The organism is Methanococcus maripaludis (assembly GCF_013760955.1).
GTDB classification, from domain to species: Archaea; AGJL01; Methanococci; order Methanococcales; family Methanococcaceae; genus Methanococcus; species Methanococcus maripaludis_A.
In genome coordinates this window covers 392361-404205 of the sequence record NZ_JACDUL010000002.1, presented here as the reverse complement: position 1 = coordinate 404205, position 11845 = coordinate 392361, and the positions used below count along the sequence as shown (strand labels likewise).

Genomic DNA, 11845 nt, shown 5'->3' with positions numbered 1-11845 from the left:
CGCATGTTTGTTGACAATAGTTACTGAAAATGTAAATACGTGTTTATTTTGAGATTATAATCGAATTAATGAATTTTTCGCAGTATTCGCATCTGATTTTTAACGTGTTTTTCTGTTCAATCGAAAATTTGCCGTCAATATTTTCTTTGTTCGTGATACAGTTTGGGTTTGTACACTTGATTATCCCATCAATTCTTTTTGGGAGGTCTACTTTAAATTTTTTTATGACGATTCCTTCTTTGATGATGTTTATCGTTGCATCTGGTGAAATTAGCGCAATTTTATTTACATCCTCTTTTGTAAGTTCAAGCCCTTCAATTTTTAAGATATCTTTCATAACACCTTTTTTTGAAGGCACGTTTAATGCAATGGTCATCGGGAGTTTTTCTTCGATATTTAAGATTTTATAAACTTTCAAGGCTTTTGAACCACTGATATGGTCGATAACAGTTCCGTTTTCAATGGGTTTTACCTTAAGTTCCATTTTCATAACTTCACCAGATATTTTTATATAACTATTAAAAAACTGTTTTAAATCATTACTGTTTTTCAATATATTTTATAATTTCTTCGAGCATTTCAAAGGCATCGATTCTTTTTATGTCTTGTTGATTTTTAAGATATTTTTCCAAGACTTCCTTTTTTTCATCAGAAATTCCCGATTTTTCAATAACGTTTTCAAAAGTCCTAAGTGGATAATAAAGTTCTTTTCCTGAAGTAATCAGTTTCTTAGAATCATTTTCATCGATTATTTTATCTTTAATTGCATTATTGATCATTTCCCTAAAGCTGATCATTGAAAATGTGATCTGATTTAAATTATCATCAAAAGTAACTGCAACTTCATCATCATCGGTAATTATTCCATGTTTGTATAATGAATAAACTGAGCCAACTCCAATCATACCGCAGCTGTCTAATTCCGAAGCTCTGAGTGCCCCCATTGAACCTGCACCAAATACTTTGATGTTATTTTGAAGGACCTTTAAAATTTCTCTATGGGCTACCGCAGTATTTTGAAGGAAACATCCGTCGATTATTCCAATGACGTCATAATCAAAGATTTTTTGAGCAGTTAAATCTCCACGTTTTATCGGAGGATAAATATCTACATCAAAGTTTTTCATTTTTTCTTTTATTTCATCTTCCTTGATAGTTAATTTGGAAAAAATAGCTATTTTCATTCGACAGACCTCCACAATGATTCGAAATATTCTTTTTCCTCTTTAAGAACATTTTCGTTTGATATTGCAATTCCAGATTCCTTATTTTCAAAAAGGGCTTTATCAGTCCAGTTATGACTTCCAACAATAACCGTATCATCCACAATTATTAATTTATTATGTGTTTTCTTAGAATCGTGGAATTTTACCATGATGTGCTGGCTTGAAAGCTTGCTCTGGGCTAGAATATTTGATCCAACTTCTTCTTCAAGAATTACCCTAACCATAACTCCACGCTTTCTCGCATTTACAAGTTCATCGATTAATTCTGATATCTTTGGATTTAAGTATATCGAAAACATAATGACGTCAATTTCTTTTTTGGCATATTTTATTCGATTTAAAACGTAATAATAGTATTTTTCGTCATTCAATACTTCAATCCTATCCTCAGGGCAGGTTAAACTTCTTGAATATTCAAAATTACTTTTTACAAGTTTTAATAACCTTATAATAATGTAAAATAAAATTACGAGGACTATCGTGTTTATAATTGCCAAATATCCACATATATTGGTTAAATCAAACTCCATTTTAATCCTCTAATCGTGTTGATAATAATTTTTAGTGAAAATTACAAAACTTATTTTAAAAAACAATATATTTTTAAACTCGGTACTATTAAATAATTTTGAATCATGATTTATTTATCACACGACTGATTTTAATTGTCTTGGTGGTTAGAATGAGCACTTTAGAAAAAGAACAAATTATTTCAGATGAGAAAAAATACGTTATAAACACTTACGGCCGAGTTCCAGTGGTCCTTGTAAAAGGAAAAGGAATGAGCGTATTTGATACCGAAGGAAAAGAATATCTCGATTTTCTTGCGGGAATCGGAGTAAATAACGTTGGGCACTGCCACCCTAAGGTTGTTGAAACAATTAAAAACCAGGCAGAAACCTTAATTCACATTTCAAATATTTATTACAATGTTCCACAAATCGAGTTGGCAAAAAAACTTGTAAATTTAAGCGGATTAGATAAAGCATTTTTCTGTAATAGTGGTGCAGAAGCAAACGAAGCTGCAATAAAACTTGCAAGAAAATATGGTAAAACAAAAGGTAAACAAGGGGAAATAATTACAATGGAACACTCATTCCACGGAAGAACCCTTACAACAGTTACTGCAACTCCTAAAGCAAAATATCAGGAAGGATTTGAACCATTACCACAAGGTTTTGCATACATTCCATTTAATGATATTGAAGCATTGAAAGCAGGAATTTCAGAAAAAACAGCTGCAATAATGATTGAACCAGTTCAAGGGGAAGGTGGAATTCACGTTGCAGATAAAGACTATTTAAAAGCCGTACGAAAATTATGCGATGAAAATAATATCGTTTTAATTTTTGATGAAGTACAGTGTGGAATGGGTAGAACCGGAACTATTTTTGCATATGAACAGTATGGGGTACTCCCAGACATTGTAACCCTTGCAAAAGGGCTTGGTGGGGGAGTTCCTATCGGCGCAATAGTCGCAAAAAGTAAAATTGCAAGTGCATTCACTCCTGGAAGTCACGGAACTACATTTGGTGGAAACCCACTAGCATGTGCTTCATCTAATGCAGCGATCGATGTAATTTCTGGACTTTTAGAAAATACGCTTGAAATGGGAGACTACTTCAAAAATAAATTAAAAATCTTGGACAAAAAGTACGAATTTATAAAAGAAGTCAGATCTCTCGGACTTATGATTGGAATCGAATTAACATTTAATGGATCAGATATCGTTTCGAAGATGTTTGAAAAAGGATTTTTGATAAACTGCACTTCAGATACCGTTTTGAGGTTCTTACCACCATTAATTGTTGAAAAAGAACATATCGATGCAATTATTTCGGCTCTTGACGAAGTGTTTTCCGAAATTTAACTTTTTTCTCTTTTTGATTTAGTCATAATGTTCAAAACTATACAACATTAATCTGAATTTGATTAAAAATGTTTTTCTAATGATAGTTGACCATACAAAAACTATATATTCCACATTTTTAAAATATATAATTATGTCTTTTGAAGTGGGGGCGCTTTAAATGGCTTTTTATATTGGGTTAAATTTTTAAATTAAATATGAGAGTGGGGCGATATTAGTGAATTCTATCGAAAATGTAGATCGAAAGCTGATTGAAAATCTTGCAAATCTAATGTCAAGTGAGGTTCGAGCAAAGATCTATATCTATTTACGGAAATACAATAAAAGTACAGTTGACGAAATTGCTGACGGAACTGGAATCTATCCATCAACAGTTCGAGAATCGATACTTGATATGTATAACACAGGCTATGTTTCAAGAGAAAAAATGGATAAAGAAGGATTGGGTAAAAAACCGTATTTATATACTGCGGCAGCACCTTCAGAAATCGTTAGAAAAATTTCAAAAAGCATTCAGGAAAAATTAAATGATTTGATAATGGTTGATAAAAGACTTGATGCAAAAGAGCTTAAAATACCATTCGTTCCTGTAAAAATTGTAGTTGATGAAAAGTATAAGGATTAATTTTCCAATTTTTTTGTAGTTTTTTTCAATACTTTCTCAAATTCTTCTTCTTTTAATCGTTCTCCGGTAATCATGAAGGCAACTCTATCTCCAATACTTTTACATGAGTTTCCAACTCTTTCAAGATAAGTTCCAACAACGATAAAGTCGCTTGCTTCGCTGATTATTTTTGGATTTTCAATCATATTGATTGTCATATCTCTGCAGAGAACTTTGTATAGTTCGTCTATTTTATTATCTTCAAGATAAGTTTCTTTTGCAAGGCTTAAATCTCTATTTCTAAATGATAAAATTGAATTTTTAAGCATTTTTTCAAGAATTTCGCCCATGATTGTTAGTACACTTCCATTTTTTGATCTAAGAGTGTTCTGTTCTGAATTTATGGTTATTTTTGCAATTCTTGAAGCCATATCTCCAACTTTTTCAAGTTTTGATATAATTTTAATCATTGTAATAATTTCCCTTAAATCGCTTGCAACAGGTTGCTGTCTCGCCATAAATGAAATACATTTTTCTTCAATTTCCATTTCTTTTAAATCAATACTGTCGTCTCCAGCTTTTACAATCTTCGCAAGTTCGACGTCATTGTTTAGATACGCATTTATTGAATTTTTTAGGGCAGTTACACACATTTCAGACATTTCATAAATCATATCTTCAATTTCTTTCATCTGGTAGGAAAATGCAGTTCTGACCATTTCTATCACCAAATTTTAATTTTTTTTTAATTAACCAAATCTTCCACTAATGTAATCTTCAGTTTTTTTGTTTTCAGGTTCAACAAATAATTTGTCAGTTTTATTAAACTCTACTAAATCTCCAAGCATGAAAAATCCAGTGTAGTCTGAAACACGGCTTGCTTGCTGCATATTGTGCGTTACAATTACTATCGAATATTCATTTTTTAATTCAACCATTAAATCTTCAATTTTGAGCGTGGAAATCGGGTCAAGTGCAGAACACGGCTCATCCATCAGTATTACATCAGGTTTTACAGCGATGGTTCTTGCAATACAGAGTCTCTGCTGCTGGCCGCCCGAAAGCTTTAAAGCGGATTTTTTAAGGTCATCTTTTACATCTTCCCATAGTGCAGATTTTTTCAATGCCCATTCAACGATTTCATCAAGTTCATTTTTATCTTTAATTCCATGTATTTTTGGACCATATGCAATATTATCATAAATACTCATTGGGAAAGGGTTTGGTTTTTGAAATACCATTCCAACTCGTTTTCTAAGTTCAACAACGTCAACATCTTTGTCATAAATATTTTTTTCATCAATAGTTATCGTTCCAGTAATGGTAACTCCCGAAATTAAGTCATTCATCCTATTGAGGCATCTTAAAAATGTGGATTTTCCACAACCACTTGGGCCGATTAGTGCAGTGATGTTGTTTTCATAAATTGGCAGATTTATGTCATTTAACGCCTTTTTTTCTCCGTACCACAAATTTACATCTTTTGATTCCATTTTGAGTTTCATAATCACACCAATTTTAATTAACTTTGCATGAGTTTGAATCTATTTTTAACGACATTTGCAATTGTAAATAGTATAAACATGATTACAATTAATACTAACGCAATCCCATAAGCCAGTTGGAGTTCTTCTGTAGTAGAATATTCTGTTGCAAGAACGTATAAACTAAACGAAAGAGTTTCGACTCTGTTAAATAACCCGAGGCCAAATGAAAATGTAGTGGCGGCGGTAAACATTATTGCGGCAGTTTCTTCTGCACTTCTACCCATTGCGAGAATTATTCCTGTAATCATCTGGGGCAGTGCTGACGGGATTACTACTTTTGTGATTGTTTGCCATTTTGTAGCTCCAAGTGCCAGGCTTCCTTCTCTAAGGCCTGGTGCAACCGCTTTTAGACCTTCTTCAGTCGCTCTCATGATAATTGGAAGAACCATGAATGAAAGAGTAAGCCCTCCGATTAATAATGATGGACCAACTGTTTTTATTGCAAGCGCATATCCAAAAATACCAAACACAATTGATGGAAGTCCTGCAAGGCTGTCTGATGAAAATCTAATTGCTTGGGTTATTTTATTGTCTGAAGCGTATTCATGGAGATATATTGCACCCAAAACTCCGAAAGGAATTGATAATAATATTGAAAGGACAACTAATGCAAGGGTTCCAAGTATGGAATTCCAGATCCCATCAAAACATCTTTCAGAACCCAAAATCACGTTTATTGGGTTAGCATCTCCAAAGAAAAATGCCATGTTTATTGCGCCGATTCCATTGATAAATACGTAGCCGACAATTGTAAACAAAATACCTATCACAATAAAGGCAAACAGGTAAAAAATACCAAACACAATGTTTTCTTCGATTTTGGCTTTTTTAGAATTATTCAAATTTCCACCTTAGTCCCATTTTATTTTGTATTTTTTATTGATGTATTGGGAAATTAAATTGAGTGAAAGAACCATTATAAAGAGCACAAGCCCCGTTGCAAACATTGCATAGTAAATCGGGCTTCCTGAAGCTGCTTCTTTGATATTTAGTATAATGTGGGATGTCAATGGTCTAACTGGATTGAAAATCGATGTTGGAATTAACGGCCAGTTTCCAGCAACCATTAAAACTGCCATCGTTTCTCCAATTGCTCTACCCATTCCAAGTATAACACCAGAGAGTATTCCACTGAGGGACGCTGGAAGAATTACCTTCTTTATGGTCTGCCACCTTGTAGCACCCATTGCAAGGCTTCCTTCTTTTAATTGGGAAGGAACAGAATTGATTGCATCCTCTGAAAGTACCGTAATTGTTGGAACAATCATGATTCCAAGAATTATTGATGCAGCAAGCCAGCTGTATCCGGGGTTTGTATTAAAAACATCTCGAATTAATGGAACAAGTAAAACCATTCCCACAAAACCATAAACTACTGATGGAATCGCAGTTAAAATTTCAATGGACGGTCTTAATATATTTTGAACTTTTTTTGGTGCAAGTTCTGCTAAAAATATGGCGCATCCAACTCCCAAAGGTATTGAAAATACAAGTGCAAGCACAGTTACCAAAAATGAGCCAATAATCATTGGAAATATTCCGTAAGAGTCATAATTTGGTGACCAGTCAAGCCCAAATACAAAGTCAAACGGACTCACGACTGAAAAAACAGGAAGACTACTGAATATTAAAAACAAAACCATTGCAAAAATAATTACGCTTGATAACAGTGCATTCAATTTCAATAGATTTTCAAGGACTGATTCGCCAATATTTTTTTTATGCATCTCGTTCACCATAATTGTAAATTGAAATAATTAATAGAATTTTTTAAAAAAATAAGTAAAAATTTAGATTAGTTAGTTTACTGATATGTATCCTTCTTCTACGACGATTTGTTGACCTTCTGAACTTAATAAAAAGTCAATAAATGCTTTAGCTTCTGCTGAAGGTTCACCGTTTGTAATAACGTTTAATGTTCTTGAAACTTTGTAAGTTCCTGCAACAACGTTAGCTTCGGTAGGGATTACTCCTTCGTATTCACAACCTTTAACTGATGAGTCAAGGTATCCAATTGAAAGGTATCCAATTCCGTTAACATCAGCTTTAACTGATGATTTCATTGCACCGTTTGATGCAACAACAACTGCCTGTTTTGTAATATTTCCTTTATTCAATGCTTTTTCAAAGAATACTTCTCTAGTACCACTTTCTTCGTCTCTCGTGTAAACTGTAATTGGTGCGTCATCTCCACCAACTTCGTTCCAGTTTGTAATTTTTCCAGAGTATATTGCAATAATCTGTTCTTGTGTTAAGCTTGATACTGGGTTTTCTGGGTGCACGATAATTGCAACACCATCTTTTGCAATTCCGTATGCGATTAATTCGGGGTATGTATCTAATTCTGAGGATTTGATTTCTCTTGAAGCCATTCCTATGTCATTTAAGTTTTCACCGGATTCTTTAACACCGAGACCTGAGCCTCCACCGGTAACTTCAATCATGTAATTTTTATTTGCCATCATGAATTGTTTTGCAGCTTCTTCTGCGATTGGTAAAACTGTTGTCGAGCCTGAAATTTTTAAATTTACTTGCTGAATTTCTTCTACATCATTTGAGCCATTAGTACTATCCATGCAGCCACTAAATCCTACGATTAGTGAAATAAAGACCGCACCTATTAGAACACTTATATATTTTTTCAAAGGAGACACCTCCCAGGTTTATGATATACCGTACACGTCAAATGTATATAAATGTTTCTATTTTGGTATTTTAGTTCCTATTTTATGAATAAACTAGGTTAATTTAAAAAAAATAAATTATCAAAAACTAAGTCTGAAATCAACTCTACAAAATATTATATATCTGAGATGTATAAAATAGAATTGTAATCATAGTTATTTTTGATAGAAGAAACATGACTCGAACGAATGGAGGATTCAACATGAAATTGATAACTTGGCTTGATGATCTTAGAAATGATGATGTTGATATTGCAGGTGGAAAAGGGGCTTCTTTGGGGGAAATGTGGAATGCTAAATTACCTGTTCCTCCAGCATTTGTCATTACTTCAGAGGCTTACAGATACTTTATTAAAGAAACGAAGTTGCAAGACGAAATCGAAAGAATTTTGTCAAATATTGATGTTAATAACAATGAAGAATTGAATAAGGCATCAAAAGAAGTTAGAAAAGCTATAGAAAATGTTAAAATTCCTGATGATTTAAAATTGAGTATTATTGAATCATACCATAAAATGTGTGAAATAAGTGGGGATGACGAAACATTTGTTGCTGTAAGGAGCTCAGCAACTGCAGAAGATTTACCCGATGCAAGTTTTGCAGGTCAACAGGAAACTTTTTTGAATATGAAAGGAAATGAACAGGTTTTACAAGCTGTTCAAGAGTGTTTTTCATCATTATTTACGCCAAGAGCTATTTTTTACAGGGAAGAAAAAGGATTTGACCATTTTGAAGTTGCACTTGCTGCAGTAGTTCAAAAAATGGTAAATGCAGACCAAGCCGGAGTTATGTTTACAGTAAACCCAATAAACCACGACTACAACCAAATGGTCATAGAAGGAGCTTGGGGGCTTGGTGAAGGTGTTGTTAGTGGAACAGTAAGTCCTGACACGTATATTGTTTCAAAAGATACCCAAGAAATTTTAAGTATCAATGTTGCAAGGAAAGATACAATGTTTATAAAAGACACTGATGGGGTTACAAAAGAAGTAAAAACTCCTGAAGATTTACTTGAAAAACAAGTTTTATCGGAGGAACTAATCAAAAAACTTGAAAATGTTGGTCAAACAATTGAAAACCACTACAAAAGGCCAATGGATATCGAATGGGCTATTGAAAAAGGCGAGATTTACATGTTACAGGCAAGGCCAATTACCACATTAAACGAGAAAAAAGAATCAAAATCTTCAAATGAGGTTGAGGGAAAAATCTTATTAAAAGGAATTGGTGCATCCCCCGGAATTGAAGCTGGAAAAATAAAAATCATTTCTGAAATTGAAGAAATTGGAAGAATATTGGATGGAGATATTTTAGTTACAAAAATGACAACTCCTGACATGGTTCCTGCAATGAAAAAGGCAGCAGCAATTATTACTGACGATGGTGGATTGACCTGCCACGCTGCAATTATTTCAAGAGAACTTGGAACGCCTTGTGTTGTTGGAACAAAAGAAGCTACCAAGAATTTAAAAGACGATGAATGCGTCACCGTTGACGGTGAAAAAGGAATAGTTTACGAAGGAAAAATTGGTAAAAAAGAAGAAAAAGCAACTGCACAGATAGTTTATGCTGGAGCTCCAGTAATCACCGCAACAGAAATAAAAGCAAATGTTAGCATGCCCGAAGTTGCAGAACGAGCAGCAGCAACCGGTGCTGATGGTGTTGGACTTTTAAGAGCAGAACACATGATTTTAGGAACTGGTGTTCACCCAGGTAAAATATTAAATGAAGGGGGGGAGGGTGCACTAACTGAAGTATTTGCAGAAGGTATTAAAAAAGTTGCAGATGCTTTCTACCCAAGACCTGTTACTTACAGAACACTTGATGCTCCAACAGATGAGTTTGTTGGATTAAAAGGTGGCGAAGATGAACCTCATGAACACAACCCTATGATGGGATGGAGAGGTATTAGAAGGGGACTCGATCAGCCTGAAATTTTAAAGTGTGAATTAAGGGCAATTAAACAATTAAAGGACGATGGATACAGAAATATCAACGTAATGATACCTTTGGTTACAAATGTTGATGAAATAAGAAAAGTAAAAGAAATTGCAAATGAAGTTGGATTAAAACTTAGGTTAGATGTGGAGTTTGGTGTAATGGTCGAAACACCTGCTGCAGCTTTGATAATTGATGATATTATAAATGAAGGAATTGATTTTGTAAGTCTTGGAACAAACGATTTAACCCAGTATACAATTGCAATTGATAGAAATAATGAAAATGTTTCGAAGTACTACTTAGAAAACCACCCTGCAGTTCTGAAATTGATTGAACTTGTAATAACCTCCTGTAAAAGTGCAGGTGTAAAAACTTCAATTTGTGGTCAAGCTGGAAGTAGGCCACAAATCGTTGAAAAATTGGTTGAATGGGGAATTACAAGTATTTCTGCAAATATTGATGCAGTGGAAACGATAAGAAATGTTGTTGCAAGAACTGAACAAAAAATCATTCTTGAATCCATAAGAAAACAAAAATAATTCTTTCTTTTTTATTTTTTAGTAGTATATCCTTTAATTTTAATTTACAATGGTGTTTTTGAGATGAATAAAGTTGTTATCGGAGGTACCTTTGATATATTACATAAAGGCCACGAAAATCTATTGTTACACGCATCAAAATTTGGAAAACTTTTTATTGGGATTACCAGTGATGAATTTATAAAATTATACAAAAAACACGAAGTAAATCCATTAAATATTCGAGAAAACAATTTAAAAAAGTTTTTAGATAGTAATAACTTAGATTATGAGATAATGGTAATTAATGACCCATATGGAAATTCAATTTCAAAAAATTACGATATAATTGTAGTAACTCCTGAAACGAAAGAAAATGCTGAAATTATAAATAAAATAAGGCTTAAAAATGGATTAAAACCGCTAAATATTGAAGTTTATGATTTTTTAATGGCAACAGATAACATTCCGATTTCAACAACAAGGATCAGAAATGGCGAGATAGATCTATACGGAAATTTAAAACGATGATATTTATGGAAATCATGTATATAATCGTATTTTTAATATTAATCGGGTATATTTCAAGACATTTTAAAATACTCGATGAAAAAGATAGGATGGTCTTAAATAAAATAGTAATTTACATAGCAATGCCATCAACAATATTTTTGCAATTACTTACGAATGTAACTCCGTCAGACCTTCCAGAATTTATGAAACTTCCTGTGATAATATTTATTTCAACGTCAGTATGTGCACTTTTGGCATATTTTGTTGGAAAGCGTTTAAAATTAGATAATAAATCACTTGGTGGATTCGTACTCGTTTCTTCAATTGGAAACACTGGATTTTTAGGTTATCCCGTAATTTTGGGGTTTTATGGAGAATCAGGTCTTTTAAGGGCAATTTTTTGTGATATGGCTGCAATTTTTTGTAGTATGCTTCTTGGAACGTATATCGGAGTTAAGTTAAGCGGTGCAAAAAAAAGTATTTTAAAAGAGGTATTTACATTTCCACCTTTGTTTACAGCACTATTTACATTAATATTGGTATTATTGCATGTAAAATTATCGATATTCCCAGAATTTTTTATAAAATCGCTCGAATACATGTCAAACGCAACAATTCCACTAATTATGCTTTCACTTGGGCTTTCTTTATCTCCAAAAGCTGCAAAATTTGGAATATTCTATGGGCTCTTAGCATCAATATTTAGGATGGTAATTTCGCCACTGATTGCATTTCCAATTTCCGAAAGTATTTTATCAAACCAGTTAGATAAACAAGTAGCGATAATGCAATCAGCAATGCCTTCAGCAATGATGCCGCTAGTTTATGCAGTAATCTATGATCTAGATGTAAGGCTTGTCGCTTCAGCATGTTTTGTTTCAACGGTTGTTTCATTGCTGGTTTTGCCAGTAATATATACTGCAATGCAAACAATGTAAAAAG

At 33.2% G+C, this 11845-nt stretch carries 13 protein-coding genes; 5 read left to right on the top strand and 8 right to left on the bottom strand.

Going from position 1 to position 11845, the window contains the following annotated elements:
• Positions 1 to 43 precede the first annotated feature (43 nt).
• From pyrI to HNP90_RS04960, 3 genes are read right to left on the bottom strand one after another with little or no spacing between them, the layout of a single operon-like run.
• A complete protein-coding gene (gene pyrI / locus HNP90_RS04970; RefSeq protein WP_011976760.1) occupies positions 44 to 490 on the bottom strand; it encodes an aspartate carbamoyltransferase regulatory subunit in 447 nt (148 codons plus the stop codon).
• Between the two features lie 49 nt (positions 491 to 539).
• Entirely contained in the window at positions 540 to 1184 is a 645-nt protein-coding gene (locus tag HNP90_RS04965; RefSeq protein ID WP_011976759.1) for a TfuA-like protein, read from the bottom strand.
• The gene (locus HNP90_RS04960; RefSeq protein WP_011976758.1) at positions 1181 to 1756 is read right to left on the bottom strand and encodes a phospholipase D-like domain-containing protein; all 576 of its coding nucleotides are present in this window, start codon (positions 1754 to 1756) and stop codon (positions 1181 to 1183) included. The genes HNP90_RS04965 and HNP90_RS04960 overlap by 4 nt, the downstream gene beginning before the upstream one ends.
• 152 nt (positions 1757 to 1908) lie before the next feature.
• Here HNP90_RS04960 and HNP90_RS04955 point away from each other — a divergent pair, with 152 nt between their 5' ends.
• Both HNP90_RS04955 and HNP90_RS04950 read left to right on the top strand, forming a co-directional pair.
• A complete protein-coding gene (locus tag HNP90_RS04955) occupies positions 1909 to 3096 on the top strand; it encodes an acetylornithine transaminase (RefSeq protein ID WP_011976757.1) in 1188 nt (395 codons plus the stop codon).
• Positions 3097 to 3313: 217 nt separating this feature from the next.
• Positions 3314 to 3721 carry a winged helix-turn-helix domain-containing protein gene (locus HNP90_RS04950; protein ID WP_011976756.1) on the top strand — a complete coding sequence of 136 codons (408 nt, stop codon included), beginning with the start codon at positions 3314 to 3316 and terminating at the stop codon, positions 3719 to 3721.
• On the opposite strand, the gene phoU is transcribed toward HNP90_RS04950, so the two are convergent.
• The 5 genes from phoU to HNP90_RS04925 all read right to left on the bottom strand — a co-directional run bounded on the left by phoU (position 3718) and on the right by HNP90_RS04925 (position 7892).
• Positions 3718 to 4419: a phosphate signaling complex protein PhoU gene (phoU, locus tag HNP90_RS04945; RefSeq protein WP_011976755.1), complete on the bottom strand. Its 702-nt coding sequence runs from the start codon at positions 4417 to 4419 to the stop codon at positions 3718 to 3720. The two genes, HNP90_RS04950 and phoU, sit on opposite strands and share 4 nt — an antisense overlap.
• 30 nt (positions 4420 to 4449) lie before the next feature.
• Positions 4450 to 5205, bottom strand: a complete 756-nt coding sequence (gene pstB / locus HNP90_RS04940; protein ID WP_011976754.1) for a phosphate ABC transporter ATP-binding protein PstB — start codon at positions 5203 to 5205, stop codon at positions 4450 to 4452.
• A gap of 17 nt (positions 5206 to 5222) precedes the next feature.
• Positions 5223 to 6089, bottom strand: a complete 867-nt coding sequence (gene pstA / locus HNP90_RS04935; protein WP_011976753.1) for a phosphate ABC transporter permease PstA — start codon at positions 6087 to 6089, stop codon at positions 5223 to 5225.
• 9 nt (positions 6090 to 6098) lie between these two features.
• Positions 6099 to 6974, bottom strand: a complete 876-nt coding sequence (pstC, locus tag HNP90_RS04930; RefSeq protein ID WP_011976752.1) for a phosphate ABC transporter permease subunit PstC — start codon at positions 6972 to 6974, stop codon at positions 6099 to 6101.
• 72 nt (positions 6975 to 7046) lie between these two features.
• Positions 7047 to 7892 carry a phosphate ABC transporter substrate-binding protein gene (locus HNP90_RS04925; protein WP_011976751.1) on the bottom strand — a complete coding sequence of 282 codons (846 nt, stop codon included), beginning with the start codon at positions 7890 to 7892 and terminating at the stop codon, positions 7047 to 7049.
• Between the two features lie 242 nt (positions 7893 to 8134).
• Here HNP90_RS04925 and ppsA point away from each other — a divergent pair, with 242 nt between their 5' ends.
• The 3 genes from ppsA to HNP90_RS04910 all read left to right on the top strand — a co-directional run bounded on the left by ppsA (position 8135) and on the right by HNP90_RS04910 (position 11841).
• Positions 8135 to 10411 carry a phosphoenolpyruvate synthase gene (gene ppsA / locus HNP90_RS04920; RefSeq protein ID WP_011976750.1) on the top strand — a complete coding sequence of 759 codons (2277 nt, stop codon included), beginning with the start codon at positions 8135 to 8137 and terminating at the stop codon, positions 10409 to 10411.
• A 63-nt stretch (positions 10412 to 10474) separates the two neighbouring features.
• The gene (locus HNP90_RS04915) at positions 10475 to 10921 is read left to right on the top strand and encodes a phosphopantetheine adenylyltransferase (protein WP_011976749.1); all 447 of its coding nucleotides are present in this window, start codon (positions 10475 to 10477) and stop codon (positions 10919 to 10921) included.
• Positions 10918 to 11841: an AEC family transporter gene (locus tag HNP90_RS04910; RefSeq protein WP_011976748.1), complete on the top strand. Its 924-nt coding sequence runs from the start codon at positions 10918 to 10920 to the stop codon at positions 11839 to 11841. Before HNP90_RS04915 ends, HNP90_RS04910 begins: the two co-directional genes overlap by 4 nt.
• Positions 11842 to 11845: the final 4 nt, after the last annotated feature.

Bases quoted from the DNA above. Each gene is read 5' to 3' on its own strand.
- pyrI (WP_011976760.1), bottom strand. From the start codon at position 490: ATGAAAATGGAACTTAAGGTAAAACCCATTGAAAACGGAACTGTTATC.
- HNP90_RS04965 (WP_011976759.1), bottom strand. From the start codon at position 1,184: ATGAAAATAGCTATTTTTTCCAAATTAACTATCAAGGAAGATGAAATA.
- HNP90_RS04960 (WP_011976758.1), bottom strand. From the start codon at position 1,756: ATGGAGTTTGATTTAACCAATATATGTGGATATTTGGCAATTATAAAC.
- HNP90_RS04955 (WP_011976757.1), top strand. From the start codon at position 1,909: ATGAGCACTTTAGAAAAAGAACAAATTATTTCAGATGAGAAAAAATAC.
- phoU (WP_011976755.1), bottom strand. From the start codon at position 4,419: ATGGTCAGAACTGCATTTTCCTACCAGATGAAAGAAATTGAAGATATG.
- pstB (WP_011976754.1), bottom strand. From the start codon at position 5,205: ATGAAACTCAAAATGGAATCAAAAGATGTAAATTTGTGGTACGGAGAA.
- pstC (WP_011976752.1), bottom strand. From the start codon at position 6,974: ATGCATAAAAAAAATATTGGCGAATCAGTCCTTGAAAATCTATTGAAA.
- ppsA (WP_011976750.1), top strand. From the start codon at position 8,135: ATGAAATTGATAACTTGGCTTGATGATCTTAGAAATGATGATGTTGAT.
- HNP90_RS04915 (WP_011976749.1), top strand. From the start codon at position 10,475: ATGAATAAAGTTGTTATCGGAGGTACCTTTGATATATTACATAAAGGC.
- HNP90_RS04910 (WP_011976748.1), top strand. From the start codon at position 10,918: ATGATATTTATGGAAATCATGTATATAATCGTATTTTTAATATTAATC.